The organism is Streptomyces sp. NPDC002602 (assembly GCF_042889445.1).
Lineage (GTDB): Bacteria > Actinomycetota > Actinomycetes > Streptomycetales > Streptomycetaceae > Streptomyces.
Window position 1 is genome coordinate 724,317 of record NZ_JBIAQX010000003.1, and the last position, 25,460, is coordinate 749,776.

General features: G+C 71.2%; 26 protein-coding genes. 10 read left to right on the forward strand and 16 right to left on the reverse strand.

Features of this window, described 5'->3' with window-relative positions:
* Nucleotides 1-10: 10 nt before the first annotated feature.
* From nuoK to ACFYW3_RS12740, 11 genes are read right to left on the reverse strand one after another with little or no spacing between them, the layout of a single operon-like run.
* Nucleotides 11-310, reverse strand: a complete 300-nt coding sequence (nuoK, locus tag ACFYW3_RS12690) for an NADH-quinone oxidoreductase subunit NuoK (RefSeq protein ID WP_267798417.1) — start codon at nt 308-310, stop codon at nt 11-13.
* Nucleotides 307-1,119, reverse strand: a complete 813-nt coding sequence (locus ACFYW3_RS12695; protein WP_351385182.1) for an NADH-quinone oxidoreductase subunit J — start codon at nt 1,117-1,119, stop codon at nt 307-309. The genes nuoK and ACFYW3_RS12695 overlap by 4 nt, the downstream gene beginning before the upstream one ends.
* The gene (nuoI, locus tag ACFYW3_RS12700) at nt 1,116-1,754 is read right to left on the reverse strand and encodes an NADH-quinone oxidoreductase subunit NuoI (protein ID WP_389386212.1); all 639 of its coding nucleotides are present in this window, start codon (nt 1,752-1,754) and stop codon (nt 1,116-1,118) included. Before nuoI ends, ACFYW3_RS12695 begins: the two co-directional genes overlap by 4 nt.
* Nucleotides 1,747-3,117: an NADH-quinone oxidoreductase subunit NuoH gene (gene nuoH / locus ACFYW3_RS12705; protein WP_389386213.1), complete on the reverse strand. Its 1,371-nt coding sequence runs from the start codon at nt 3,115-3,117 to the stop codon at nt 1,747-1,749. The genes nuoI and nuoH overlap by 8 nt, the downstream gene beginning before the upstream one ends.
* On the reverse strand, nt 3,114-5,621 hold the full coding sequence (locus tag ACFYW3_RS12710) for an NADH-quinone oxidoreductase subunit G (RefSeq protein ID WP_389386214.1): 2,508 nt from the start codon (nt 5,619-5,621) through the stop codon (nt 3,114-3,116). The genes nuoH and ACFYW3_RS12710 overlap by 4 nt, the downstream gene beginning before the upstream one ends.
* Entirely contained in the window at nt 5,618-6,967 is a 1,350-nt protein-coding gene (gene nuoF, locus ACFYW3_RS12715; RefSeq protein WP_351752131.1) for an NADH-quinone oxidoreductase subunit NuoF, read from the reverse strand. Before nuoF ends, ACFYW3_RS12710 begins: the two co-directional genes overlap by 4 nt.
* The gene (gene nuoE, locus ACFYW3_RS12720) at nt 6,967-7,785 is read right to left on the reverse strand and encodes an NADH-quinone oxidoreductase subunit NuoE (protein ID WP_266950650.1); all 819 of its coding nucleotides are present in this window, start codon (nt 7,783-7,785) and stop codon (nt 6,967-6,969) included. The genes nuoF and nuoE overlap by 1 nt, the downstream gene beginning before the upstream one ends.
* 50 nt (nt 7,786-7,835) lie before the next feature.
* A complete protein-coding gene (locus ACFYW3_RS12725; protein WP_351752132.1) occupies nt 7,836-9,161 on the reverse strand; it encodes an NADH-quinone oxidoreductase subunit D in 1,326 nt (441 codons plus the stop codon).
* Entirely contained in the window at nt 9,161-9,901 is a 741-nt protein-coding gene (locus ACFYW3_RS12730; RefSeq protein WP_351752134.1) for an NADH-quinone oxidoreductase subunit C, read from the reverse strand. The genes ACFYW3_RS12725 and ACFYW3_RS12730 overlap by 1 nt, the downstream gene beginning before the upstream one ends.
* On the reverse strand, nt 9,898-10,452 hold the full coding sequence (locus tag ACFYW3_RS12735) for an NADH-quinone oxidoreductase subunit B family protein (protein ID WP_053678947.1): 555 nt from the start codon (nt 10,450-10,452) through the stop codon (nt 9,898-9,900). The genes ACFYW3_RS12730 and ACFYW3_RS12735 overlap by 4 nt, the downstream gene beginning before the upstream one ends.
* Nucleotides 10,453-10,467: 15 nt before the next feature.
* Nucleotides 10,468-10,827 carry an NADH-quinone oxidoreductase subunit A gene (locus tag ACFYW3_RS12740; RefSeq protein WP_053678945.1) on the reverse strand — a complete coding sequence of 120 codons (360 nt, stop codon included), beginning with the start codon at nt 10,825-10,827 and terminating at the stop codon, nt 10,468-10,470.
* A gap of 804 nt (nt 10,828-11,631) precedes the next feature.
* On the opposite strand from ACFYW3_RS12740, the gene ACFYW3_RS12745 reads away from it, so the two are divergent.
* Complete coding sequence (locus tag ACFYW3_RS12745; protein ID WP_351752135.1) at nt 11,632-12,501, forward strand: NlpC/P60 family protein; 870 nt, start codon at nt 11,632-11,634, stop codon at nt 12,499-12,501.
* Nucleotides 12,502-13,122: 621 nt separating this feature from the next.
* Here the strand turns inward: ACFYW3_RS12745 and ACFYW3_RS12750 are convergent.
* On the reverse strand, nt 13,123-14,097 hold the full coding sequence (locus tag ACFYW3_RS12750; protein WP_389386215.1) for a hypothetical protein: 975 nt from the start codon (nt 14,095-14,097) through the stop codon (nt 13,123-13,125).
* Nucleotides 14,098-14,124: 27 nt separating this feature from the next.
* Entirely contained in the window at nt 14,125-14,532 is a 408-nt protein-coding gene (locus ACFYW3_RS12755; RefSeq protein ID WP_351752139.1) for a hypothetical protein, read from the reverse strand.
* Between the two features lie 245 nt (nt 14,533-14,777).
* Here ACFYW3_RS12755 and ACFYW3_RS12760 point away from each other — a divergent pair, with 245 nt between their 5' ends.
* From ACFYW3_RS12760 to ACFYW3_RS12790, 7 genes are all read left to right on the forward strand, one after another.
* A complete protein-coding gene (locus ACFYW3_RS12760; protein WP_351752141.1) occupies nt 14,778-15,263 on the forward strand; it encodes a hypothetical protein in 486 nt (161 codons plus the stop codon).
* Nucleotides 15,260-17,104 carry a peptidoglycan-binding protein gene (locus ACFYW3_RS12765; protein WP_389386216.1) on the forward strand — a complete coding sequence of 615 codons (1,845 nt, stop codon included), beginning with the start codon at nt 15,260-15,262 and terminating at the stop codon, nt 17,102-17,104. The genes ACFYW3_RS12760 and ACFYW3_RS12765 overlap by 4 nt, the downstream gene beginning before the upstream one ends.
* Nucleotides 17,101-17,865, forward strand: coding sequence for an ABC transporter ATP-binding protein (locus ACFYW3_RS12770; protein ID WP_389386217.1), 765 nt, complete (start codon nt 17,101-17,103; stop codon nt 17,863-17,865). The genes ACFYW3_RS12765 and ACFYW3_RS12770 overlap by 4 nt, the downstream gene beginning before the upstream one ends.
* A gap of 245 nt (nt 17,866-18,110) precedes the next feature.
* Nucleotides 18,111-19,367, forward strand: a complete 1,257-nt coding sequence (locus ACFYW3_RS12775) for an ABC transporter permease (RefSeq protein WP_389386275.1) — start codon at nt 18,111-18,113, stop codon at nt 19,365-19,367.
* 46 nt (nt 19,368-19,413) lie between these two features.
* Nucleotides 19,414-19,779, forward strand: a complete 366-nt coding sequence (locus ACFYW3_RS12780) for a hypothetical protein (RefSeq protein WP_389386218.1) — start codon at nt 19,414-19,416, stop codon at nt 19,777-19,779.
* A gap of 126 nt (nt 19,780-19,905) precedes the next feature.
* Nucleotides 19,906-20,148 carry a hypothetical protein gene (locus tag ACFYW3_RS12785; RefSeq protein ID WP_147420012.1) on the forward strand — a complete coding sequence of 81 codons (243 nt, stop codon included), beginning with the start codon at nt 19,906-19,908 and terminating at the stop codon, nt 20,146-20,148.
* A complete protein-coding gene (locus tag ACFYW3_RS12790; RefSeq protein WP_351752145.1) occupies nt 20,142-20,591 on the forward strand; it encodes a DNA-binding protein in 450 nt (149 codons plus the stop codon). Before ACFYW3_RS12785 ends, ACFYW3_RS12790 begins: the two co-directional genes overlap by 7 nt.
* Before the next feature lie 60 nt (nt 20,592-20,651).
* Here the strand turns inward: ACFYW3_RS12790 and ACFYW3_RS12795 are convergent, their stop codons facing one another.
* Nucleotides 20,652-21,935 (reverse strand): geranylgeranyl reductase family protein, encoded by a 1,284-nt coding sequence (locus ACFYW3_RS12795; RefSeq protein ID WP_053678931.1) that lies wholly within the window; start codon nt 21,933-21,935, stop codon nt 20,652-20,654.
* 97 nt (nt 21,936-22,032) lie between these two features.
* Here ACFYW3_RS12795 and ACFYW3_RS12800 point away from each other — a divergent pair, with 97 nt between their 5' ends.
* Complete coding sequence (locus ACFYW3_RS12800) at nt 22,033-22,551, forward strand: GNAT family N-acetyltransferase (protein ID WP_351752146.1); 519 nt, start codon at nt 22,033-22,035, stop codon at nt 22,549-22,551.
* 22 nt (nt 22,552-22,573) lie between these two features.
* On the opposite strand, the gene ACFYW3_RS12805 is transcribed toward ACFYW3_RS12800, so the two are convergent.
* Complete coding sequence (locus ACFYW3_RS12805) at nt 22,574-23,575, reverse strand: glutaminase (RefSeq protein WP_389386219.1); 1,002 nt, start codon at nt 23,573-23,575, stop codon at nt 22,574-22,576.
* A 6-nt stretch (nt 23,576-23,581) separates the two neighbouring features.
* Complete coding sequence (locus ACFYW3_RS12810; protein WP_351752148.1) at nt 23,582-24,274, reverse strand: demethylmenaquinone methyltransferase; 693 nt, start codon at nt 24,272-24,274, stop codon at nt 23,582-23,584.
* A gap of 256 nt (nt 24,275-24,530) precedes the next feature.
* Between ACFYW3_RS12810 and ACFYW3_RS12815 the strand changes: the two genes are divergently transcribed.
* The gene (locus ACFYW3_RS12815; protein ID WP_389386220.1) at nt 24,531-25,460 is read left to right on the forward strand and encodes a DUF3152 domain-containing protein; all 930 of its coding nucleotides are present in this window, start codon (nt 24,531-24,533) and stop codon (nt 25,458-25,460) included.

The window sequence follows — 25,460 nt, forward strand, 5'->3', positions numbered from 1 at the left end:
TGAACGCCCCTTACAGCTTCATCAGGTTGGCGTCGTCGACCGAGGCCGAGTGGCGGGTGCGGAAGAACGACACGATGATCGCGAGGCCCACCACGACCTCCGCGGCGGCGACGACCATCGTGAAGAAGGCGATGATCTGGCCGTCGAGGTTGCCGTGCATCCGGGAGAAGGCGACGAAGGCGAGGTTGCAGGCGTTGAGCATCAGCTCCACGCACATGAACAGCACGATCGCGTTCTTCCGGACGAGTACGCCGGCCGCGCCGATGGTGAACAACAGGGCGGCCAGGTAGAGGTAGTTGACCGGGTTCACTTCGAGGCCTCCTCACGGCCGAGGCGCTCCGAGGAACTCTGCTCCAACGCCTTGAGGTCGCCGATCGCCTCGCTGGAGACGTCGCGGATCTGGCCGCGGGCGCGCAGCGTCTTGCTCACGGTCAGCTCGGACGGGGTGCCGTCCGGCAGGAGACCGGCGACGTCCACCGCGTTGTGTCGGGCGTACACGCCGGGGGCGGGCAGCGGCGGGAGCTGTACGCCCCCGCGCACCCGCTGTTCGGCGAGTTCGCGCTGGCTGGGGGCCCGCTCGGTGCGCTCGCGGTGCGTGAGCACCATCGCGCCGACGGCCGCGGTGATCAGCAGGGCGCCGGTGATCTCGAAGGCGAAGATGTACCGGGTGAAGATCAGCTCGGCGAGGCCTTCGACGTGGCCGGCGGAGTTGACCCGGCCGAGCCCGTTGAAGTGGGTGATCCCCGCGTTGGCGATGCCGGCGATCAGCAGGATGCCGAAGCCGAGCCCGCACAGGACGGCCAGCCAGCGCTGCCCCTTGAGGGTCTCGGTCAGCGAGTCCGCGGCGGTGACGCCGACGAGCATGACCACGAAGAGGAACAGCATCATAATGGCGCCGGTGTAGACGACGACCTGGACGACGCCCAGGAAGTACGCCCCGTTGGCGAGGTAGAAGACCGCCAGGATGATCATGGTTCCGGCCAGGCACAGCGCGCTGTGCACGGCCTTCTTCATCAGGATCGTGCACAGCGCGCCGATCACGGCGACCGTGCCGAGGACCCAGAACTGGACGGCCTCACCGGTGGAGGTGACGGTGGCCGCGGCGGCGATGGCGCTCATGCCCCCACCCCCTCGTGCGTGTCGCTCTCCTTGGCGGCGTCTTCCTCGGCGCCCGCCTCCTCGGCGACCTCTCCCTTGGAGACGGCCACCTGTCGGACCGTTCCGGGAGCGGCCCCGGTCACCAGGCCCTGGTAGTAGTCGGTGTCGTCGGTGCCGGGGAAGATCGAGTGGGGGGCCTCGACCATGCCCTCCGTCAGCCCCGACAGCAGCTGCTCCTTGGTGTAGATCAGCGATTCGCGGCTGGAGTCGGCCAGTTCGAACTCGTTCGTCATCGTCAGCGCCCGCGTGGGGCACGCCTCGACGCACAGCCCGCACAGGATGCAGCGGGCGTAGTTGATCTGGTAGACGCGGCCGTACCGCTCACCCGGGGAGTAGCGCTCCTCCTCGGTGTTGTCCGCGCCCTCCACGTAGATCGCGTCGGCGGGACAGGCCCAGGCGCACAACTCGCAGCCGATGCACTTCTCCAGACCGTCGGGGTGACGGTTGAGCTGGTGCCGTCCGTGGAAGCGGGGCGCGGTCGTCTTCTGCTGCTCCGGGTACTGCTCGGTGAGCCGCTTCTTGAACATGGCCTTGAAGGTCACGCCGAAGCCGGCCACCGGGTTCTGCCACTTCTCGTTCTGGTCCGCGTCAGACATTCTCTGCACCCTCCTCTCGGTCACTGTCGGAATTCGCCGCGCCACTGCCGATGAGCTCCCGATCGCCGCGAGGTCGCCTGCGCGGTACGGGTGCCAGGTGCTGGCCGGGCTTGGGCGGTACGGGGAACCCGCCCGCCAGCGGATCGAAGGGCTCCGTCGCCGCCGCCTTCTCGGCCGCCTCCGCCGCCGTCTTGTGCTTCTTGTCGCGGAACAGGTCGGCGACGAAGGACAGCAGCAGGAGGGCGATGACCCCACCGCCGACGTAGAGCACGATCTGCTGGAAGTCGTAGTTCTCGTTGCGCAGCGCCCGGACGGTGGCGACCAGCATCAGCCAGACCACGGAGACCGGGATCAGCACCTTCCAGCCGAGCTTCATCAGCTGGTCGTAGCGCACGCGTGGCAGCGTGCCGCGGAGCCAGATGAAGAAGAACAGCAGCAACTGGACCTTGAGGACGAACCAGAGCATCGGCCACCAGCCGTGGTTCGCGCCCTCCCAGTAGGTGGAGATCGGCGCGGGGGCCCGCCAGCCGCCCAGGAAGAGGGTGACCGAGACGGCCGAGACGGTGACCATGTTGACGTACTCGGCCAGCATGAACAGCGCGAACTTGATCGACGAGTACTCGGTGTTGAAGCCGCCGACCAGGTCGCCCTCGGACTCCGGCATGTCGAAGGGGGCGCGGTTCGTCTCGCCGACCATCGTGATGACGTAGATGATGAAGGAGACCGGCAACAGGATGATGTACCAGCGGTCCGCCTGCGCCTCCACGATCGCCGAGGTCGACATCGACCCGGAGTAGAGGAAGACCGAGGCGAAGGCCGCGCCCATCGCGATCTCGTACGAGATCATCTGCGCGCAGGAGCGCAGGCCGCCGAGCAGCGGGTACGTGGAGCCCGAGGACCAGCCGGCGAGGACGATGCCGTAGATGCCGACCGAGGCCACCGCGAGGATGTACAGCATCGCGATGGGCAGGTCGGTCAGTTGCATCGTGGTGCGCTGGCCGAAGATCGAGACCTCGTTGCCCGCGGGCCCGAAGGGGATCACCGCGATCGCCATGAACGCCGGGATCGCCGCGATGATCGGGGCGAGGACGTAGACGATCTTGTCGGCCCGCTTGACGACGATGTCTTCCTTCAACATCAGCTTCACGCCGTCGGCGAGCGACTGGAGCATGCCCCAGGGGCCGTGCCGGTTCGGGCCGATGCGCAACTGCATCCAGGCGACGACCTTGCGTTCCCACACGATGGAGAACAGCACGGTCACCATCAGGAAGGCGAAGCAGAAGACCGCCTTGAGGAGGACGAGCCACCAGACGTCCCGACCGAACAGGGACAGGTCCTCGGCAGCGATGTGCAGGGTGCTCACGCGCCCACCTCCGCAGTGGTGTCGTCCGCGGCGGCCGGGGTCGCCGGGCCGATGCGTACGAGGGTGCCCGGGCGGGCGCCGGTGTCGGCGAGGACGCCGGCGCCGGTGGAGTTCATCGGGAGCCAGACCACCCGGTCGGGCATCTCCGTGATCCGCAGCGGCAGTTCCGCCCGGCCGGTCGGGCCGGTCACCGCGAGGACGTCGCCGGTCTTGACGCCCGTCTCGGCGGCCGTGGCGGCCGACAGGCGGGCACTGGCCTCGTGCCGGGTGCCGGCCAGGGCCTCGTCGCCGTCCTGGAGCCGGCCCTGGTCGAGCAGCAGCCGGTGGCCGGCGAGGACGGCCTCGCCCGCGGCGGGACGGGGTGGCTGCACGGTGTCCGCGGACTGCGCGGTGGCGCGCTCCCCGGCCCAGGGGCCGAGCCGGTCGATCTCCCGGCGTACGGCGTGCACGTCGGGCAGGGCGATCGGCCGGTCGGCGGCGTCGGCCAGCATGTGCAGCACGCGGCCGTCGGCGGGGGCGAGCCGGCGGGTCATCTGGTCGGGCTTCAGCGCGGCCTCGAACGGCCGCAGCCTGCCCTCCCAGTTGATGAACGCGCCCGCCTTCTCGGCGACCGCGGCCACCGGGAAGACCACGTCGGCGTGGTCGGTGACCTCGCCGGGCCGCAGTTCCAGGGAGACCACGAAGGCCTCCTGGAGGGCGATCCGGGCGCGGGCCGGGTCCGGCAGGTCGGTGACCTCGACGCCGGCGACCAGCAGGGCGGACAGTTCGCGCCCGGCGGCGGCCTCGACGATCTGGCCGGTGTCGCGGCCGTAGCGGTGCGGGAGTTCGTCCAGGCCCCAGGCCCTGGCGACCTCGTCGCGGGCCCGCGGGTCGGTGGCCGGACGGCCGCCCGGCAGCAGGGCCGCGAGGGCGCCCGCCTCGACGGCGGCCCGCTCCCCGGCCCGCCGCGGGATCCACACCAGCTTCGCGCCGGTGGCGGCGGCGGCCCGGACGGCCGCGGTCAGCGCGCCGGGCACCGCCGCGAGGCGCTCTCCGACGACGATGACCGCACCGGTCTCGCGCAGCGCGTCGGCCGCGGCGTGGCCGCCCCGCTCCAGACCGGAGCGGGAGGCCAGCGCGTCCAGCCACGCGGGCTCGGTGCCGGGGGCGGCGCCCAGCAGGGTGCCGCCCGCCTTCTCCAGGCCGCGCGTGGCGAAGGGGGCCAGCGCGAACGTCCGCTGCTTGTGCCTGCGGTGCGCCTTGCGCAGCCGCAGGAAGACGCCGGGGGCCTCCTCCTCGGACTCGATGCCGACGAGCAGGACGGCGGGCGCCGCCTCCAGCGCGGAGTACGTGACGCCCTTGCCGTCGAGGTCCCGGCCGGTGCCCGCCACCGAGGAGGCCAGGAACTCGGACTCCTCCGCGCTGTGCACCCGGGCCCGGAAGTCGATGTCGTTGGTGTCGAGGACGACCCGGGCGAACTTGGCGTACGCGTAGGCGTCCTCGACGGTGAGCCGTCCGCCGGTCAGCACGCCGGCCCGGCCGCGGGCCGCCGCGAGACCGTTCGCCGCCGCCTCCAGGGCCTCGGGCCAGCTCGCCGGGGCGAGGACCCCGTCCGTGCCGCGCACCAGGGGGGTGGTGAGCCGGTCGGGGCGCTGGGCGTAGCGGAACCCGAAGCGGCCCTTGTCGCAGATCCACTCCTCGTTGACCTCGGGGTCCTCGGCGGCCAGTCGGCGCAGCACCTTGCCGCGACGGTGGTCGGTCCGGGTCGCGCAGCCGCCCGCGCAGTGCTCGCACACGCTCGGGGAGGAGACGAGGTCGAAGGGGCGGGAGCGGAACCGGTAGGCGGCGGAGGTGAGCGCGCCGACCGGGCAGATCTGGATGGTGTTGCCGGAGAAGTACGACTCGAAGGGGTCGCCCTCGCCGATGCCGACCTGCTGGAGCGCGCCGCGCTCCAGCAGTTCGATCATGGGGTCGCCGGCGACCTGGTTGGAGAAGCGGGTGCAGCGCGCGCACAGCACGCACCGCTCGCGGTCGAGCAGCACCTGCGTGGAGATCGGGACCGGCTTCTCGTAGGTCCGCTTGTGCCCGTCGAAGCGGGAGTCGGAGTTGCCGTGCGACATCGCCTGGTTCTGGAGCGGGCACTCGCCGCCCTTGTCGCAGACCGGGCAGTCCAGCGGGTGGTTGATGAGCAACAGCTCCATCACCCCGCGCTGGGCCTTGTCGGCGACCGGGGAGGTCAGTTGGGTCTTGACGACCATGCCGTCGGTGCAGGTGATGGTGCAGGAGGCCATCGGCTTGCGCTGGCCCTCCACCTCGACGATGCACTGGCGGCAGGCGCCGGCGGGGTCGAGGAGGGGGTGGTCGCAGAACCGGGGGATCTCGATGCCGATCTGTTCGGCGGCCCGGATGACCAACGTGCCCTTGGGCACGGACAGTTCGATGCCGTCGATGGTCAGGGACACCGTGTTCTCCGGCGGCACCGCCGCCTCGCCGCCACCGGCGGGGGCGTTAGTGGTGACGGTCATGCGTTCACCTCCGTGTCAGCCCAGAGGGTCGACTTCCTGGGGTCGAAGGGGCAGCCCTTGCCCGTGATGTGCTGCTCGTACTCCTCGCGGAAGTACTTGAGCGAGGAGAAGATCGGGCTGGCGGCGCCGTCGCCGAGCGCGCAGAACGACTTGCCGTTGATGTTGTCGGCGATGTCGTTCAGCTTGTCGAGGTCGGACATGACGCCCTTGCCGGCCTCGATGTCGCGGAGCAACTGGACGAGCCAGTAGGTGCCCTCGCGGCAGGGGGTGCACTTGCCGCAGGACTCGTGGGCGTAGAACTCGGTCCAGCGGGTGACGGCCCGCACCACGCAGGTCGTCTCGTCGAAGCACTGGAGCGCCTTGGTGCCGAGCATCGACCCGGCGGCGCCCACGCCCTCGTAGTCGAGGGGGACGTCGAGGTGCTCGTCCGTGAACATCGGGGTGGAGGAACCGCCCGGGGTCCAGAACTTCAGCCGGTGCCCGGGGCGCATCCCGCCGCTCATGTCGAGGAGCTGGCGCAGGGTGATCCCGAGGGGGGCCTCGTACTGGCCGGGCCCCGAGACGTGCCCGGAGAGCGAGTACAGCGTGAAGCCGGGGGACTTCTCGGTCCCCATCGCCTTGAACCAGTCCTTGCCCTTGTTGAGGATCGCGGGAACCGAGGCGATGGACTCGACGTTGTTGACGACAGTGGGGCAGGCGTAGAGCCCCTCGACGGCGGGGAAGGGAGGACGCAGCCGGGGCTGACCGCGCCGGCCTTCGAGGGAGTCGAGCAGTGCCGTCTCCTCGCCGCAGATGTACGCGCCCGCTCCCGCGTGCACCGTGATGTCGAGGTCGAGTCCGCTCCCGAGGATGTCTTCGCCGAGGTAGCCGGCCTCGTACGCCTCGCGCACGGCCTCGTGCAGGCGGCGCAGCACCGGCACGACCTCGCCGCGCAGGTAGATGAAGGCGTGCGTCGACCGGATCGCGTAACAGGCGATGATCATTCCCTCGATGAGGGAGTGCGGGTTCGCGAAGAGGAGGGGGATGTCCTTGCAGGTTCCCGGCTCCGACTCGTCCGCGTTCACGACGAGGTAGTGCGGCTTGCCGTCGCCCTGCGGGATGAACTGCCACTTCATCCCGGTGGGGAAGCCCGCGCCGCCGCGCCCGCGCAGACCGGAGTCCTTCACGTAGGCGATCAGGTCGTCCGGGGTCATCGCGAGCGCCTTGCGCAGGCCCTCGTACCCCTCGTGACGCCGGTAGGTCTCCAGCGTCCAGGACCGCTGCTCGTCCCAGAACGCCGACAGCACGGGCGCCAGGAGCTTCTCCGGGCTGGTGCCGTTCTCGTTGATCTCGGGTGCCATCGTCATCACTCCCCCTCCTCGGCTGCCGGTCCGGCCGGGTGGTCGGGGTCGGACGCCGACGTCTCCTGTGGCGCGTCGTGCGAGCTGAGGTGTCGGGAGCCGGGCATCGGCGCGTCGTGCGGGGCCTCGCCGCGCGGGGCGACCACCCGGCCGCCCTGCTGGGGGGCCTCGCCGCGGAAGAGCCGCAGCCCGATCAGCGAGGCCGGACCCGCTCCGCCGGTGGCCTCGACCGCGCCCTCGCGCTCGTCGGGGAACCCGGCCAGGATCCGGGCCGTCTCCTTGTACGTGCACAGCGGCGCGCCCCGGGTCGGTTCGACCGGGCGGTCGGCCAGCAGGTCGTCCACCAGGGCCTTGGCCGACTGGGGGGTCTGGTTGTCGAAGAACTCCCAGTTGACCATCACCACGGGGGCGAAGTCGCAGGCCGCGTTGCACTCGATGTGCTCCAGCGTGACCTTGCCGTCGGGGGTGGTCTCGTTGTTCCCGACGCCCAGGTGTTCCTTCAGCTCGTCGAAGATCGCGTCGCCGCCCATCACCGCGCACAGGGTGTTGGTGCAGACGCCCACCTGGTAGTCGCCGGACGGCTTGCGCCGGTACATCGTGTAGAAGGTCGCGACGGCCGTGACCTCGGCGGTGGTCAGGCCCAGCACCTCGGCGCAGAAGCGGATGCCGGTGCGCGAGACGTAGCCCTCCTCGGACTGGGTCAGGTGCAGCAGCGGCAGCAGCGCGGAGCGGCTGTCGGGGTAGCGGGCGATGACCTCGGCGGCGTCCGCCGCGAGCCGCTCGCGCACCTCCGCCGGATAGTCGGGGGCCGGCAGCTGGGGCATGCCCAGGCTGAGGGGGGCCGGAGGGGTGTCCCCGCCGGAATACGCGGTCGTCATCGGTCGACGCCTCCCATCACGGGGTCGATGGAGGCGACGGCGACGATCACGTCGGCGATCTGGCCGCCCTCGCACATCGCGGCCATGGCCTGCAGGTTGGTGAAGGACGGGTCGCGGAAGTGGACCCGGTAGGGGCGGGTGCCGCCGTCGGAGACGACGTGGACGCCGAGCTCGCCCTTGGGGGACTCGACGGCCGCGTACACCTGCCCGGCCGGCACCCGGAAGCCCTCGGTCACCAGCTTGAAGTGGTGGATGAGGGCCTCCATGGAGGTGCCCATGATGTTCCTGATGTGGTCGAGCGAGTTGCCGAGCCCGTCGGGGCCCATGGCCAACTGCGCCGGCCAGGCGATCTTCTTGTCGGCGACCATGACCGGGCCCGGCTCCAGGCGTTCCAGGCACTGTTCGACGATCCGCAGCGACTGGCGCATCTCCTCCAGGCGGACCAGGAACCGGCCGTAGGAGTCGCAGGTCTCGGTGGTCGGCACGTCGAACTCGTAGGTCTCGTAGCCGCAGTACGGGTCCGTCTTGCGCAGGTCGTGCGGGAGGCCGGCGGAGCGCAGGATCGGGCCGGTGGCGCCGAGCGCCATGCAGCCGGTCAGGTCGAGGTATCCGACGTCCTGCATGCGGGCCTTGAAGATGGGGTTGCCGGTGGCGAGCTTGTCGTACTCCGGCAGGTTCTTCTTCATGGTCTTCACGAAGTCGCGCAACTGGTCCATCGCGCCCGGGGGCAGGTCCTGGGCCAGGCCGCCGGGGCGGATGAACGCGTGGTTCATCCGCAGGCCGGTGATCAGCTCGAAGACGTCGAGGATCAGCTCGCGGTCGCGGAACCCGTAGATCATGATCGTGGTCGCGCCCAGCTCCATGCCACCGGTGGCGATGCACACCAGGTGGGAGGAGAGCCGGTTGAGTTCCATCAGCAGGACGCGGATGACGGTGGCCCGGTCCGGGATCTGCTCGGTGATGCCGAGCAGCTTCTCGACGCCCAGGCAGTACGCGGTCTCGTTGAAGAACGGCGTCAGGTAGTCCATGCGCGTCACGAAGGTGGTGCCCTGCGTCCAGTTCCGGAATTCGAGGTTCTTCTCGATGCCGGTGTGGAGGTACCCGATGCCGCAGCGGGCCTCGGTGACGGTCTCGCCGTCGATCTCCAGGATCAGGCGGAGCACTCCGTGGGTGGACGGGTGCTGGGGGCCCATGTTGACGACGATCCGCTCGTCGTCCGCGCGGGCCGCCGACTGGACGATCTCGTCCCAGTCGCCACCGGTGACGGTGTAGACGAGGCCCTCGGTGGTCTCCCTGGAGGAGGCGTGGTTGGACGTGGACATCAGCTGTACGACCTCCGCTGGTCGGGAGCCGGGATCTGGGCGCCCTTGTACTCGACGGCGATGCCGCCGAGCGGGTAGTCCTTGCGCTGCGGGAACCCCTGCCAGTCGTCCGGCATCATGATTCGGGTGAGGGCCGGGTGGCCGTCGAAGATCAGGCCGAAGAAGTCGTAGGCCTCGCGCTCGTGCCAGTCGTTGGTCGGGTAGACCTCGACGAGCGACGGAAGGTGCCGGTCGGCGTCCGGGACGGACACCTCCAGGCGCAGGATCCGCCCGTGGGTGAGCGAGCGCAGGTGGTAGACGGCGTGCAGCTCGCGGCCCTTGTCCCCGGGGAAGTGGACCCCGCTGACGCCGGTGCAGAGCTCGAAGCGCAGGGCCGGGTCGTCGCGCAGGGTCCGTGCGACGCGCACGAGGTGCTCGCGCGCCACGTGGAAGGTCAGCTCGCCCCGGTCGACGACCGTCTTCTCGATGGCGTGCTCGGGGACCAGGCCCTGTTCCTCCAGGGCGCCCTCGAACTCGTCGGCGACCTCGTCGAACCAGGACCCGTAGGGGCGACTCGTCGCGCCGGGCATGGCCACGGTGCGGACGAGGCCGCCGTAGCCGCTGGTGTCCCCGCCGGCCGCGGCGCCGAACATGCCCTTGCGGACGCCGATCACCTCGGGGCCGGTGGTGCCCCTGGGGGCGGGAACGTTGTTCCCGTCCCCGCTGCCGTTGCCGTTCCGCACGGCCGGGTCGTCGCTCACCGAAGGAGCCCCTTCATCTCGATGGTGGGGAGGGCCTTGAGGGCCGCCTCCTCCGCCTCGCGCGCCGCCTCTTCCTGGTTCACGCCGAGCTTTCCGCCCTGGATCTTCTGGTGGAGCTTGAGGATCGCGTCCATCAGCATCTCGGGGCGGGGCGGGCAACCGGGCAGGTAGATGTCCACGGGGACGATGTGGTCGACGCCCTGGACGATCGCGTAGTTGTTGAACATTCCGCCCGACGAGGCGCAAACGCCCATGGAGATGACCCACTTGGGAGCGGGCATCTGGTCGTACACCTGCCGCAGCACCGGCGCCATCTTCTGGCTGACCCGGCCGGCCACGATCATCAGGTCGGCCTGCCGCGGTGAGCCGCGGAAGACCTCCATGCCGAAGCGGGCCAGGTCGTACCGGCCCGCTCCGGTGGTCATCATCTCGATGGCGCAGCACGCCAGACCGAAGGTGGCCGGGAAGACGGATGACTTGCGCACCCAGCCCGCGGCCTGTTCGACGGTCGTCAGCAGAAAGCCGCTCGGCAGCTTCTCTTCCAGTCCCATGGAAAATTCAGCCCCTCAGTCCCATTCCAGGCCGCCGCGGCGCCACACGTAGGCGTAGGCGACGAAGACGGTGAGCACGAAGAGCAACATCTCGACGAGCCCGAAGATCCCCAGGGAGTCGAAGGTGACCGCCCAGGGGTAGAGGAAGACGATCTCGATGTCGAAGACGATGAAGAGCATCGCCGTCAGGTAGTACTTGATGGGGAAGCGACCGCCACCGGCCGGCACCGGAGTGGGCTCGATGCCGCATTCGTACGCTTCAAGTTTTGCCCGGTTGTACCTCTTTGGGCCGATCAGCGTGGCCATGACCACGGAGAAGATCGCAAACCCTGCGCCGAGGGCGCCGAGCACGAGGATGGGCGCGTACGCATTCACGCTCCTCGCTCCTTCCAGTCGTCCTTGACCGTTGGACCGCTGTGCCGGCGCCGAGTGACCCGCCTCCCGCGAAGATCACCCGAGTGGGAGGGGACCGCGCATGTGAGGCAGTTCACAAGCCGGACTGGTGCGCATCTTATGCCTGCCGGTCTGTGATCTGCGACACGGGTAACAACACCGAGTTTGTGATCTCCACCACCTGACGAACGATCATGAAGTCCGATGAGTGGTGATCTTCATACGCAAGGCATCCACATGAACACCAAAGGTGACATCCGGGCCCTTCGTCGCAGGTGGAAGGGGGTGCGCACTATCAAACGTTGGCCAGTGCAGGCAAATTGGCACCACTGTCACGGCAGTGGTAAGGGGATCCACACCCCCCGAACGAGGGGTTCGGGAGGACGCGAGTGGACGTCGGGCCGGCCTGAACGAAGGGGGATGGGCGACCGGGCGGAGGGCGCGCGGATCGTGTGCATCCGTTCACGAACCGCACGGGAACCTCACAGGCGGGTCACGGAGCGGCCACAGTGCCCGCACAGCGGTAGGTAACTGTGACCTGCGTCACATGGAATCCGCGCCGCCGAAAGGGGGCTTGGCCAACTGTCCGGCGGAATGGTAGGCGCCGGATCAATTGGGACTTATCGCGGAAACCCCATGATCACAGGCTTGTGAGGGTGTGTCCGTTTCGCCCGTTACCGCGTCAATAACGGCCGCGAGGCGTCCGGTTCGCGGCCTTCGCGCACAACTGTGGCGCACACCACGTTTCTTGAAGCGACCGGCCGCCCCCTGATAGCGGTTAGTCCCATGTCCCACACCGCTCACACACCCAGCCACCGGAAGCCCCGCCGCAGCGCCTCCAAGCTCGCGGTCCGCGCCGGCATCGCCGGTGGCGTCCTCAGCACCCTCGCCATGGCCGGCACCGCGAGCGCGTCCCCGTCAGAGCCCGTGGCCGAGACGACGCTCGAAATGCCCGTCCTCGACCTGGACCTGAGCGCCGATGTCGCGACGGCCGTCACCACGGCCGCCGAGAACACCCGCGCCGCCGCCGTCGAAGGCGAGCTGAACGTCCAGGAGGAGCACGCCCGCACGGGCGCCGCCGCCGAGGCGAAGCAGGCGAAGGAAGACGCCCAGCAGAAGGCCGACGCCGAGAAGAAGGCCAAGGAGGAGCAGGCGCGCAAGGCCGAGGCCGACCGCGCCAACCGCAGCTCCGCCCGCTCCTCGCTGGCGAACGCCTCCGCCTCGGACGACGATTCCTTCTCCCCCGGTCAGAACTCGGGCGGCAACTCCGACGAGGGCGGCAGCACGTCGAGGCCGGCCACCGGCTCCGCCGCCGCCGTCGTCGACTTCGCCCGCGCGCAGGTCGGCAAGGCGTACGTCAGTGGCGCCACCGGCTCCTCGGCGTACGACTGCTCCGGTCTCGTCCAGGCCGCGTACCGCCAGGCCGGGATCACCCTCGACCGTGTGTCGCAGGATCAGTCCACGGCCGGCACCTCGGTGTCGCTGAGCAACCTCCAGCCGGGCGACATCCTGTACTGGGGTGCCAAGGGCAGCGCGTACCACGTCGCCATCTACGTCGGCGGCGGCAAGTTCGTCGGTGCGCAGAACCCCAGCACCGGCGTCGTCGAGCGCAGCCTGAGCTACGACATGCCGACGGGCGCCGTCCGCGTCCTCTGAGTCGTCGCCGCCTCTTGAGCCGTCTTGAGTCGTCGCCGCCTCTGAAGCTTTTGCTGCCCAGCCGTCGCTGCCTCTGAAGCCTTCCCGGGCGTCCAGAGGTGCCTGGGGCCTGGTGTGGGACCCTCCGGGTCGTCCGAGCCGCTCTCGGACGGCCTGAGGAGCCTTCAGGCACCCTCGGACACCCCTCGGCTGACCGCGCGTGCGCGGAAAGGGCCGGTACTCCCCCGCTCGGGGGTGGAGTACCGGCCCTTTCGCGTGCTCGTGTCCTTTTTCGTGCTCGTATCCTTTTTCGGGCCCGCGTCCTTTTTCGTGCCGTCTTTTCGCGTGCCCGCGCCCGATCGGGGAACGGAACAAGCCGTCGTCGGGTCGATTCACGTGCGCCTGGCCGAAATGCGGGTGTGCGGGCGGACGGCATCCTTGTTTCCCGCCGCGTTTCGGCCCGCGTTTCCGCCCGCGTTTCGCCCGCTTTCCCGTCCGTGCCGTCCGACGCGGAAATGCGCGATTCCGTGCGGAATACCCGGTACGACGCACACGATCCCGGCCGCGAAGGCCGGGGTCGTGTGGTGTCGCGTCGTACCGTGCCGCGTCGTACCGAGTCGCGTCGCGTCGTACCGTGTCGCGTCAGGCGAGTGAGGCCGCCAGTTTGAAACGGGCGTCGCGCTGCTTCTTGTAGAGCGCGAGCGTCTCCGCGTTCTCCTCCACGAGCCGTTGCTGGTACGCGGTCTCGACGGCCGCCCACACGCCCACCAGATTCACCTCGCGCTTGCAGGCGACGTCCTTGCCGGCGACGGCGACCGCCTTGGGACCGGCCTCGTCCCCCTCCAGGCCCAGCTTCTCGACGACGTCGTACGGAGTGCCGACACCGCCGTAGCCGGCCTCGTCCATGCACGCGGACCAGTCCTTCAGGACGGCGACCACCCGCGAGTCCTTCTGGGACCGGGTGTGCGCCTCGGAGGCGAGGCCGAAGGAGAAGAGCAGGTCGACGCTGTCCTTGGTGGGCGCGTACAGCTTGCGGTACCCCTCGCGCAGGCAGCCGCCGGCCGGCACCCGCTGCCCGCCGGCCTCGATCCCGCTGTCGGTCCGTTCGGCCTCCTCCTGGGTCCTCGGGTCCGGCCCGGAGGGAGTCGTCTCGCCCTGCCGGGTGCCGAACAGCACCGCGGTCGCGCTCCCGGTGAGTTGCGGCGGGGCCGGCTTGGCCGAGTCCCCCGCCCCCGAGGCGTCCGCGTAGCCGCGGGCCGCCGCCTGTGCGGGATCGGCGACCCCGAACAGGGCGGCGTGGCGGCCCTGTTGCGGCCCTGCACCGGCGTCGGCCCGGCCCGCCGGCGGCTCGTAGGTGAATCCGTACCGGGCCATGCACTGGCCGATGAGCCGGTTCTGGACCGCCTCCATCCGCAGGGCCTCGGCGTCCGAGTCCGTGTAGGCGTCCAGGGGGAGGGAGAGGGCGGAGCCGGCGGGGTTCTCGGCGACGGGGCCGAGCGCGGGTTCGCGGGCGCCCTTCCCCTTCGCCCCGTCGTCGCCCGCGCAACCGCCCACCAGGACGGCCGCGGCCGTCAGGAGGGCGGCGGCGAGGGTCCGGCGGCGCCGGGCGTGGTGCATCAGCGGTTCCTCCGGGGTGCGAGCGGCTCAGTACCAGCGAAGGGAGCTGATCGAGTTCTTGAAGTTGCTGGACGCGTCGCCGGTGTGACCGGCGGGGACGGAGCCCTTGATCCCGCCGTAGTTGCTGTTGGTGTAGACGTGGCGGCCCTTGATGTCCAGGCTCTTGTACGAGTACGTGTTGTCGTTCACGCCCTTGCCGATGCCGCCGCAGCCCGAGGGCCCGTGGAACGTGTCGTTGTTCAGGTTGTCGTCGTCGTTGTTGCTGTCGAAGACGCACCCTCTCTGCCCGGAGTCCCAGTACAGCCCGAACTCGAACTGCTCCAGGTACCCGTCGTGCACCCACGCGGAAGCGGGCGAGGCCGTCGAGACGAGCAGGGCGCCGGCGACGGCCACCGGGGCGAGCGCGAGACGCAGGACGCGCTTGTTCTTGTTCATTTGCACATTCCTCACTGTGGGAACAACAAAATGATCTCGACGCCAACAGCCCGACGCCCAGCGGGATTCAAGTGCAGAGCCGTTCCGGGCACAAGCCGATATCCCGGCCAACGGACTGTCAAAAAGCGTTCATCAAACGGAACTTGTGTGTCCGCAGAGCCCTCCCTATGATCGCGAATTGCGTTCGCACGTGATATCGCTCTGCGGCGCCCTCATCCACGCCCGCACCCCGAGGGAAGCGCCATATGCGCAAGTACGTGCCGGTCACCGTCCTCGCCCTGGCTCTCGCGCTCGGTGCGTGCTCCGGCGGGAAGGAACCCTCCGCGAGCGACAGCCCGCCGCCCAGCCGGGAGGAGGTCGCCTACTACGACTGCCTCGAGGAACACGGCGTGCCGATCGTCGTCCTCGACTCCGGCACACCCCGGGTGGACAAGGACAAGCCGCACGACAACCTCGCCGCCGCCGAGAAGGCCTGCGAGAGCAAGGCCCCGAAACAGACGCCCGTCACGAAGGTCGACCCCGAGGTGCTGGCCGCCGCCCGCGAGGAGGCCAGGTGCCTGCGGGCCGAGGGCGTCTCCTGGTACCCGGACCCCGACCCGGCGACGGGTACGTACGACCCTCGGGCCGTGACCCCGGAGCAGACGGCCGAACTGCGGACGAAACACGTCGAGGCGACCCGCAAGTGCCGCCCCGACAAGGGCTCCGGTGGCAACGGCGTGCTCGGCGGGTGAACGAACCGGGGGACGTCGCGGTGGACCCGGACGGGGACGGGGTGCAGCCGGACGGGGACCCGGGGAAACCGGGCGGGGAGGTGGTGGGGCCGGACGGGGACGCGCGGGACCGGGACGGGGACGGACGGGACGGGGACGGACGGGACCCCGACGGGGACGGACCGGACGGGGACGGGCCGGCAGGCACGGCCGATGCCGCGCCGGAGGTACCCGACTCCGGGGCACCCGACTCCGGGGCGCTCGGTCGGGGGCGCCGGGTGGTCCTCGGCGTCGTCGCCGGAGCCGCGCTCGTGGCCGTCGGCGGACTGTTGGCCACCGTGCTGGTGAAATCGCCCGCGCAGGTCGCGGCGGAGACCGGGCCGCCCGCACAGGGGTTGTTGACCGCCGAGGTCGAACGGCGGGTACTCGCGCGGACCGTGGTGACGCGCGGGACCGTCGTGGCCGACCAGAGCGTCGACGTGGTCCCCCAGCCGCGCGCCGGCGAGGGCGCGGGAGCGGCCGTCGTCACGCAGCTGCCGCTCAAGGCGGGGGACGCGGTCGCCGCCGGGCAACTGTTGGCGGAGGTCTCCGGGCGTCCGGTGTTCGCCCTGAAGGGGACCCTGCCCGTCTACCGCGACCTCAGGCCGGGTGCCACCGGCGACGACGTCGCCCAGCTCCAGCAGGCGCTGCGCGCGCTCGGGCACGGGACCGGCGCCGACGCGAAGGGCGTGTTCGGAGCCGGTACGAAAGCCGCGCTCACCGCCCGCTACCGGGCCATCGGATACGACCCGCTGCCCGCCGTGACGGACGGCGGCCAGGCGGTCAAGGCCGCGCGGCAGGCCGTACGGACGGCGCAGTGGGCCGTCGAGGACGCGACGGCGGCGACCGGAGCTGGGACCGGGACCGAGGCCGGGGGACGTTCCGGCACGCCGGGCACCGGCAGCCCCTCTGTCACCCCCACGTCCGGCACCGGCGACGGCGAGACGACCGGTGACGGCAAGACGAGCGGCAGGACAAGCGGCAAGACCGGCGGTGGCGAGGGCGACTCCGGTCGGGTCCTCGCCCGTGCCCGGCAGTCCCTCGCCGACGCCCGCGCCGAGCTGGCATCGGTCGAGGCCGCCGACGGGCCGATGCTCCCCGCCTCCGAGACGGTGGTCCTCGGTTCCTTCCCCGCCCGCGTCAGCGGGATCGCCGGCCGGGTCGGCGGCCCCGTCTCCGGTCCGGTGCTCACCCTGTCCTCCGGGGAACTCGTCGTCGAGACGTACCTGAAGGACGACAAGAAGCAGCTCCTGCGCGCCGGCATGAGCGTGGTGATCGCCTCCGAGGCCACGGGACTCGATGCCCGGGGCAAGGTCGCGCTGGTCGCCGGCGAGCGCTCGACCGGCCGCCCGGCGGGTGGGCAGCAGCCCGGGCAAGGCGGGCAGGGCGGGCAGGGCGACGCCACGGGCAAGGGCGGCGGCGATCTCGGCTTCCGCATGGTCGTGCGCGCCGACCGGCCGCTGCCCCCCGCCCTGGCCGGTCAGGACGTACGGCTGACCATCGAGTCCGCCTCGACCGACGGGCAGGCCCTCGTGGTTCCCGTCACCGCGGTCTCCGCCACCGCGGACGGGGGCACGATCGTCACCGCCGTGGGTGGCGACGGAACGCCGCGACGCATCGAGGTCCGGGTGGGCACCAGCGGCGACGGCCATGTGGCGGTGACCCCGGTACGGGCCGGCGCCCTCACCGCCGGCGCCAAGGTCGTCATCGGAGTCGCCCCCAAGGACGGCGGGGACGGCCAGGGCGGGCAGGGCGGCGGCCGGGACGGGCAGGGCGGCCGGGACCCGAAGGGCACCGGGTCGCCGCGGAGGCCGGCCGAGTGAGGTTCCCGCGCACCCGCCGACGGTCCGGCGGCGCCCCGGACGATCCCGTCCCGGGCGCCCCCGACTTCGCCGACCGCCCCGACGCCCCCGTCATCGAGTTCCGCGCGGTCGCCCTCACCTACCCGGGGCCGCCGCCCGTCGAGGCCCTCAAGTCCTGCGACCTGACGGTGCGCCGCGGCGAGTTCGTCACCATCGTCGGCCCCTCCGGCTCGGGAAAGTCCACCTTCCTCAACGTGGCGGGACTCCTGGACTCCCCCACCTCCGGCCACTACCTCCTCGACGGGATCGACACCGGGCGGCTGCCCGACCACGCCCGTACCGCCCTGCGCGGCCGCCGCATCGGATTCGTGTTCCAGTCCTTCCACCTGCTGCCCCACCGCAGCGCCCTGGAGAACGTCTCCCTCGCCATGCTCTACACCTCCGTCCCGCGCGCGCAGCGCCTCACCCGGGCCCGCGCCGCGCTCGACCAGGTCGGCCTCGGCCACCGGGCGGCGGCCGTCCCCGGTCGGCTCTCCGGTGGCGAGCGCCAGCGCGTGGCCATCGCCCGGGCGCTCGTCGGACGGCCCTCGCTGCTGCTGTGCGACGAGCCCACCGGCAACCTCGACTCCGCCAACGCCGCCTCCGTGTTGGCGCTGTTGGACGAGCTGCACGCGGCGGGGATGACCGTCATGGTGATCACCCACGACGCCGAGGTCGCGGCACGCGGCCGTCGGACCGTCACCGTCCGCGACGGCCGGCTGCGCGAGCGGGTGACCCCGTGACCAGGGACGACGGTACGGGGGGCGCGAACGGCGGCCCGGGCGCGGGCACGAACGGGGGCACGGGAACGGGCGCAGGCACAGACGGTGGCACGAACCCGGGCACGGGCGACGGCACGGGCGCGGGCACGGGCGCAGGCACAAACGGGGGCCCGGGCGGAGACGCCGGCCCGGGCACGGGCGACGGCACGGGCACGAACGCCGGCCCGGGCGGAGACGCCGGCCCGGGCGGAGACGACGGCGCCGCCATCGCCACCGGTGACCGTGCGCGGGTCGAGCCGACCGGGCTGGCCGCCCGCGACGCCCTGTCCGAGGCGCTCGCCGGCATGCTGCGCCGTCCCGGGCGGGCGGTCCTCACCGCGCTGGGAACCGTGCTCGGCGTCGGCAGTTTCGTGGCCGTCCTCGGCCTGACCGCCACCATCTCCTCGCAGATCGACGGCCGGTTCAACGTCCTCACCGCCACCGAGGTGACCATCGAGGACGTCGCCCCCCAGGTCAACGAGTTCGCCGGCTCCGGTTTCCCCGCCGACGCGGAGGAGCGGCTGCGCGACGTCGCGGGCATCCGCAACGCCGGAACGCTGTGGACGGTACGGCTCGATCCGAGCACGACGATCGGCGTCCTGCCCGCCGGCGGCGCCACCACCACCGGCACACCCACCGGCACCACCACCGGCACCACGGTCGTCGCCGCTTCCCCGGGGGCCGTCGCCGCCCTGGTGCCCACCCTCCGGGAGGGCCGGCTCTACGACGAGTTCGCCGAACGGAGCCGGCAGCGCGTCGTGCTCATCGGCGGCGGGGTCGCCGAACGCCTCGGCATCACCACCCTGACCACCCGCCCCGCGCTCTACATCGGCGAGGAGCCGTTCACCGTGGCGGGCGTCATCGCCGACGTGGAACGCAAACCGGAGAACCTGCTCTCCGTCCTCGTGCCCCGGGCCACCGCCCGGGAGCTGTGGGGGCCGCCCGAGCCCGGCGGCGCCACCATGCTCCTCGACACCGAGCTGGGCGCCGCCCGGCAGGCCGCGGAGCTCGCCCCGCTCGCGCTGCGGCCCGACCACCCCGAGTACCTGAAGGCCGTACCGCCCCCGGATCCCCGGCTGCTGCGGTCCGGCGTCACCTCCGACCTGAGCGCCCTCTTCCTGCTGCTCGCCGGGATCTGTCTGGTCATCGGCGCGGTCGGCATCGCCAACACCACCCTCGTCGCGGTGCTGGAGCGGACGTCGGAGATCGGGCTGCGCCGTGCGCTGGGCGCCCGGGGGCGGCACATAGCGGCCCAGTTCCTCACCGAGTCCGCGACGCTGGGCACGCTGGGCGGGCTGGTCGGCACGTCGTTGGGCGAACTGACGGTGGTCGCCGTCTCGCTGGCCCGCGACTGGACTCCGGTGATCCATCCCGCCACCGTCGCCGCCGCCCCGCTCACCGGGCTCCTCACCGGCTTGTCGGCCGGGCTCTACCCGGCCTGGCGGGCGGCCCGTATCGAACCGGCCGAGGCCCTGCGAAGATAGTCGGGGCGCTCGCCCGAGCGTCAACGACCCTGGAGGTGGTGGTCCCGTGCTCACCCGACGGCCCGCCGAGAACGCCGAGGTCACCGACCGCGGCACCGGGGACCCCACCGCGTTGCCCGCCGCCGCGGGTCTGGCCCTGCTCGCTGTCGGCGGCTGGTTGCTGACCACCGCCCGCCCCTGGGCGAAGCCGGGGCACCCCGTCACCCTCGGGCTCGGCTGGACGGCCTCGGTGGCATTGCTGGTGTGCGGGGTGGTGCTGTTGGCCCGCTGCGTACGGACCGTGCACGGCGCTCCGTACGAGGACGGATGCGCGGACGGACACCCGGACCGGAACACCACGGCCCGCAGCGGCGTCTCCCCCGACGGACCGTCCCGCCCGGCGCACACCCCCACCCGCCCGCCCGCCGACTGACCGTTCGGACAGAGGGGCGGACGGACGGGCCGGGGCCTGCCGCGATCAGGCCTTCGGGGCCACCTTGGTTCCACCGAGGTAACCATCGGACGAGAAATTTCCTACCGGTGGTGTTACGTTTTAGTCATGAGCAGTCACGTGGCACCCCAGGCCGTCGAGCGGGCCGGCAAGAGATCCGTGTCGCTCGCCCAGTCATTGATCAAGGAAGTCGAGGAACGCGCCGGCAAGAGCGGGTTCTCCTCCGTTGTGGCCGAAGCTCTGGAGGAATGGCTCGCCGCGCAGAAGCTCCGCGAGGTCGTGACCGCGGACCGCAAGGCGTTCGGCCCCGTCTCCGCCGAAGCGCGGCGACAGGCGGAGCAGGAGTGGTAAGCAAGCGCCTCAAGATCAAGGCGAAGAGCGAGGGCACGCTCGTCCTCGACGCCCAAGGGCTTTCACTGCACGTCGACGGTGACGAGAGGATGCGTGCGCGCATCGAGGTCGCTCAGCTGAGTGGCCGGCGCGTCGCGCTGTCCGCCCTGACGCCCTTGGAGGTGCGCCGAACGGGAGAAGCCGCCAAACGACTCCAGTTCTTGCTGTCCCGGTTCGACGTGAAACCGGTCAACGACGCGGTGACCGACGCAGCAGCGAAGTTGCTGGACGCCTCGGGCCTCGACGGGCACGAATGCCTCGTGGACGCGCTCGTGGTGGCCACGGCCGCACTCTGCGCTCCCCCGGTCCTCCTCGTCACCTCCGACAAGTCACACATTCCCGCGCTGTGCAAGGCCGCCGAGGAGCTTCCCGGCTCACCGAAGGTGAAGATCGTCAACGTGTGACGGCCACACGTCACGAGCCGGGCCGCTCGACTACCCGCCGAGCGACCCGGCCTTGAACGATCAGGCCTTCGGGGCCACCTTCGAGAGGCCGTTGATGACGCGGTCCATCGCGTCGCCGCCCGTGGGGTCGGTCAGGTTGGCCAGCATCTTGAGCGTGAAGCGCATCAGCACCGGGTGGGTCAGGCCCCGCTGCGCGGCGATCTTCATCACCTTCGGGTTGCCGATCAGCTTCACGAAGGCGCGGCCCAGCGTGTAGTAGCCGCCGTAGGTCTCCTTGAGGACCTTCGGGTAGTTGTGCAGGGCCAGTTCGCGCTGGGCCGGGGTGGCGCGGGCGTGTGCCTGGACGATGACCTCGGCGGCGATCTGGCCGGACTCCATCGCGTAGGCGATGCCCTCGCCGTTGAACGGGTTGACGAGACCGCCGGCGTCGCCGACGAGCAGCAGGCCCTTGGTGTAGTGGGGCTGGCGGTTGAAGGCCATCGGCAGGGCCGCGCCGCGGATCGGCTGCGTCATGTTCTCGGGGGTGTAGCCCCAGTCCTCCGGCATGGACGCGCACCAGGCCTTGAGGACCTCGCGCCAGTCCAGCTCCTTGAAGGCGGAGGAGGAGTTGAGGATGCCGAGGCCGACGTTGGACGTGCCGTCGCCCATGCCGAAGATCCAGCCGTAGCCGGGCAGCAGCCGGTCCTGCGCGCCGCGCCGGTCCCACAGCTCCAGCCAGGACTCCAGGTAGTCGTCGTCGTGACGGGGCGAGGTGAAGTACGTACGGACGGCGACGCCCATCGGGCGGTCCTCGCGCCGGTGCAGGCCCATCGCGAGGGAGATCCGGGAGGAGTTGCCGTCGGCCGCGACGACCAGCGGGGCGCTGAAGGTGACGGGGGTCTTCTCCTCGCCGAGCTTCGCCTGTACGCCGGTGATGTGGCCGGTGCGCGGGTCGCGGACGGGCTCGCCGACGTTGCAGCGCTCGTAGAGGCGGGCGCCCGCCTTCTGGGCCTGGCGGGCCAGGGTCTCGTCGAAGTCGTCGCGCTTGCGGACGAGTCCGTAGTCCGGGAAGGAGGCGAGTTCCGGCCAGTCCAGTTGGAGCCGCTGTCCGCCGCCGATGATCCGCAGGCCCTTGTTGCGGAGCCAGCCGGCCTCCTCGGAGACGTCGATGCCCATGGCGACCAGTTGCTTGGTGGCGCGCGGCGTGAGGCCGTCGCCGCAGACCTTCTCGCGGGGGAAGGAGGTCTTCTCCAGGAGCAGGACGTCCAATCCGGCCTTGGCGAGGTAGTACGCGGTGGTCGAGCCGGCGGGCCCGGCCCCGACGACGATCACGTCCGCGGAGTGTTCGGAGAGGGGCTCGGTCACTGCGGGGTCTCCCGAAGGCTCGATAAAGGGTGCCCAACGGCACCGGACACGTGCAGTCTATGCAGCGAGAGAGATCACGATCCGAAGGGTGCCTCCGATGACCACCTCGCCCGCCCGGCCGCTTCCCACCGTGCAGTTGCGCGTGCCCATCGACGAGGACGCCCGTGCCTGGCACCAGGTCTTCGCCGACGCGGAGGTGATGAAGTACCTCGGCGGTCCCGCCGAGCTGTCCAAGTACGAGGAGTTCACGGCCCGCCAGCGGTTGCACGACGCCCGGCTCGGCCACTGCCTGTGGACCCTGCTGGACGAGGACGGCGCCGTGATCGGTTTCACCGGTGCGCAGCCGTGGCCCGCCGAGAAGGAGTGGGGGCCGGTCGGGGAGATCGAGATCGGCTGGCGGCTGGCGCGCTCCGCCTGGGGCCGGGGGTACGCGTACGCGTCCGCGCTGGCCACGCTGGAGCGGGTACGGGCGGCCGGCGTGACGCGCGTGGTGGCCTTGATCGACGCCCGGAACGTGCGTTCGGTGGCGGTCGCGGAGCGGCTCGGGATGGACCTGGAGGAGGAGTCCACGCTGCCGGACGGGAACCCGGCCCTCCGCTACGCGCTCTCGCTGTAGACCGCCGCCCCGGATCCGCCGGTCAGAAGACCGACAGGCCGGTCAGCGTCGTGAAGCGGTCGAGGGCCGCCACACCCGCGACGGAGTTCCCCTGGGCGTCGAGCCCGGGGCTCCACACCGCGATCGAGCACCGGCCGGGGACGACGGCGACGATCCCGCCGCCCACCCCGCTCTTGCCGGGCAGGCCGACGCGGTAGGCGAACTCGCCTGCCGCGTCGTAGGTGCCGCAGGTCAGCATCACCGCGTTGATCTGCTTGGCCTCGCTGCGCGTCAGCAGGCGGGTGCCGTCGGCGCGCAGCCCGTGGCGGGCCAGTACGCGTCCGGCGCGGGCCAGGTCGGCGCAGGTCATCTCGATGGAGCACTGCCAGAAGTAGTGCTCCAGCAGGGCCGGTACGGGGTTGTCGATGTTGCCGTAGGAGGCCATGAAGTGGGCGACGGCGGCGTTGCGGTCGCCGTGCGCCTGCTCGGAGGCGGCCACCTCGGCGTCGAACCCTATGGCCGGGTTCTCGCTCTCCTCCCGCAGGAACTGCAGGAGTTCGCTGCTCGCGTCGCCCGTCAGGGTCTGGAGGCGATCGGTGACGACGAGGGCGCCCGCGTTGATGAACGGGTTGCGGGGGATGCCGTTCTCGTACTCCAGTTGCACGAGCGAGTTGAACGGGTTGCCGGAGGGTTCGCGGCCGACCCGTTCCCACAGGCTGTCGCCGCCCTCCGCGAGGGCCAGGGCGAGCGCGAAGACCTTGGTGATGGACTGGGTGGAGAAGGGGACCTGCCAGTCCCCCACCCCGTACGCGTTGCCTTCGAGGTCGACGACGGCCATCCCGAACTGTGCCGGGTCCACGGACGCCAGCGCCGGGATGTACTCGGCCGGGGTGCCGCGGCCGATCACCGGCGCGATGTCGGCCGCGATCCGCTCCAGCAGTCCCTGGTAGTCGAAGCGCACGGTCTCGGAGGGTTCCGGGCCGAGGAAGGCGGGGCCGGAGGGCGCGGCGCCCGGGGGCGCGTCGTCGACGGGCGCGGCGGGCATCGCGTCCTACGCCTTGACGCCGCGGTGCAGGGCCACGATGCCGCCGCTGAGGTTGCGCCACGCGACCTTGGACCAGCCGGCCTTCTGCAGGAGCGCGGCGAGTTCCGGCTGGTCGGGCCAGGCGCGGATGGACTCGGCGAGGTACACGTACGCGTCGGGGTTGGGTGACATGGCGCGGGCCACCGGCGGGAGGGCTCGCATCAGGTACTCGGTGTAGACCGTCCGGAACGGCGCCCAGGTGGGCTGCGAGAACTCGCAGATCACGACCTGGCCGCCGGGCTTCGTGACTCGGTACAGCTCGCGCAGGGCCGTGTCGGTGTCCTGGACGTTGCGCAGCCCGAAGGAGATCGTCACGGTGTCGAAGGTGTCGTCCTTGAACGGCAGCTTCGTCGCGTCGCCCGCGGTCAGCGGCAGCCAGGGGTGCCGCTTCTTGCCCTCCTGGAGCATGCCGAGCGAGAAGTCGCAGGGGACGACGTACGCGCCGGTCGCGGCGAAGGGCAGCGAGGAGGTCGCGGTTCCGGCGGCCAGGTCGAGGATCGCGTGTCCGGGGCGGGCGCCGACGGCCTTGGCGACCTCCTTGCGCCACAGGCGGGCCTGACCGAGGGAGAGCACGTCGTTGACGAGGTCGTAGTTCGCCGCCAGCCCGTCGAACATGGAGGCGACTTCGTGCGGCTGCTTGTCCAGGGAAGCGCTGGTCACTGGCGTGGGCCCCTCGGGTGCGATGCGGTGCGGTGCGGGTCTGGCTGCCATTCTCGCAGGCGGCCCCGGTGCCACCCGCCGGGGGCACAACTGACCCGAAGGACAGTTACGCGGGATGACCGGATCGGCTTTGACTGGTGCGCGTGTGACTCGAAACGAGTCGAACAAAAGCCACGCTCGTCGACCAAGCGCATGAAATGCCCGCTCGACACATGCCCGCTCGGTGACGTGGACCACGCGAACAGAAAGCTCCTGCATGCCGGAAGGCCATCCGACCAGACGTTCCCGCGGCGACGTGCGCGCCCTGCGCCGGGCCGCCGAACGGCGGCGACGACTGCACCGTACCCTCATCGGCTCCGCGGCAATCGCGGTCGCCTGTGTGACCGCCTACACCCTGCGCCCGCAGGACGGCACCGCCGCGGTCGCGGACGACCGACCGGCCGCGGCCGCCCCCTCCCGGGAGGCCGAAGGGGGCGGACCCACGCCCGACGGCGGCTCCGAGCCGGCCCCGGACGGCGGGCGGGCCAAGCCGCCGGCCTCCTCCCCGGCGGACTCGCCGAAGCCCGAGGCCAAGGGCACGCCGAAGGCCTCGCCCCCGGTGAAGCCGTCCCCGTCCGTTCCGACCACCGGGCCCGGGGTCTTCGCCGCGTCCACCGCCTCCGGCACGCCGCAGGGCAAGGGGCGCGCGCGGCGCTGGCGGGTCGAGGTCGAGCAGGGCAGCGGGGTCGACCCGGAGGCCGCTGCCAGGTCCGTCGAGACGATCCTCGGGGACCCGCGCGGCTGGACCCGTGATCCCGCGTACGGGTTCCGGCTCGTCGGCCCCGGCCAACCGGTGGACTTCACCGTGAAGATCGCCACCCCCACCACCACCGACCGGCTGTGCGAGGTCGTCACCCCCGAGCTGATCGGCGAGACCAACTGTCGCGCCGGTCACACCGTCGTCGTGAACCTCAAGCGCTGGCAGGAGGGATCACCGCAGTTCGACGGTCCCGTCGAGGAGTACCGGGCCCTGATCGTCAACCACGAGGTGGGCCACGAAATCGGTCGCGAGCACGAGACCTGCCCCGGCCCCGGCAAGCAGGCACCGGCGATGATGCAACAGATCAAGGGACTGCTCGGCTGCAAGGCCAACGCCTGGCCGTTCGACGCCGCCGGAACCTACCTGGCCGGCCCGAACGTCCCTTAG

Excerpts from the sequence above, each read along its gene's own strand:
- ACFYW3_RS12695 (WP_351385182.1), bottom strand. The coding sequence starts at position 1,119 with ATGAGCGCCATCGCCGCCGCGGCCACCGTCACCTCCACCGGTGAGGCC.
- nuoI (WP_389386212.1), bottom strand. The coding sequence starts at position 1,754 with ATGTCTGACGCGGACCAGAACGAGAAGTGGCAGAACCCGGTGGCCGGC.
- ACFYW3_RS12710 (WP_389386214.1), bottom strand. The coding sequence starts at position 5,621 with ATGACCGTCACCACTAACGCCCCCGCCGGTGGCGGCGAGGCGGCGGTG.
- nuoF (WP_351752131.1), bottom strand. The coding sequence starts at position 6,967 with ATGACGATGGCACCCGAGATCAACGAGAACGGCACCAGCCCGGAGAAG.
- nuoE (WP_266950650.1), bottom strand. The coding sequence starts at position 7,785 with ATGCCCCAGCTGCCGGCCCCCGACTATCCGGCGGAGGTGCGCGAGCGG.
- ACFYW3_RS12725 (WP_351752132.1), bottom strand. The coding sequence starts at position 9,161 with ATGTCCACGTCCAACCACGCCTCCTCCAGGGAGACCACCGAGGGCCTC.
- ACFYW3_RS12735 (WP_053678947.1), bottom strand. The coding sequence starts at position 10,452 with ATGGGACTGGAAGAGAAGCTGCCGAGCGGCTTTCTGCTGACGACCGTC.
- ACFYW3_RS12745 (WP_351752135.1), top strand. The coding sequence starts at position 11,632 with ATGTCCCACACCGCTCACACACCCAGCCACCGGAAGCCCCGCCGCAGC.
- ACFYW3_RS12750 (WP_389386215.1), bottom strand. The coding sequence starts at position 14,097 with ATGCACCACGCCCGGCGCCGCCGGACCCTCGCCGCCGCCCTCCTGACG.
- ACFYW3_RS12755 (WP_351752139.1), bottom strand. The coding sequence starts at position 14,532 with ATGAACAAGAACAAGCGCGTCCTGCGTCTCGCGCTCGCCCCGGTGGCC.
- ACFYW3_RS12760 (WP_351752141.1), top strand. The coding sequence starts at position 14,778 with ATGCGCAAGTACGTGCCGGTCACCGTCCTCGCCCTGGCTCTCGCGCTC.
- ACFYW3_RS12785 (WP_147420012.1), top strand. The coding sequence starts at position 19,906 with ATGAGCAGTCACGTGGCACCCCAGGCCGTCGAGCGGGCCGGCAAGAGA.
- ACFYW3_RS12800 (WP_351752146.1), top strand. The coding sequence starts at position 22,033 with ATGACCACCTCGCCCGCCCGGCCGCTTCCCACCGTGCAGTTGCGCGTG.
- ACFYW3_RS12805 (WP_389386219.1), bottom strand. The coding sequence starts at position 23,575 with ATGCCCGCCGCGCCCGTCGACGACGCGCCCCCGGGCGCCGCGCCCTCC.
- ACFYW3_RS12815 (WP_389386220.1), top strand. The coding sequence starts at position 24,531 with ATGCCGGAAGGCCATCCGACCAGACGTTCCCGCGGCGACGTGCGCGCC.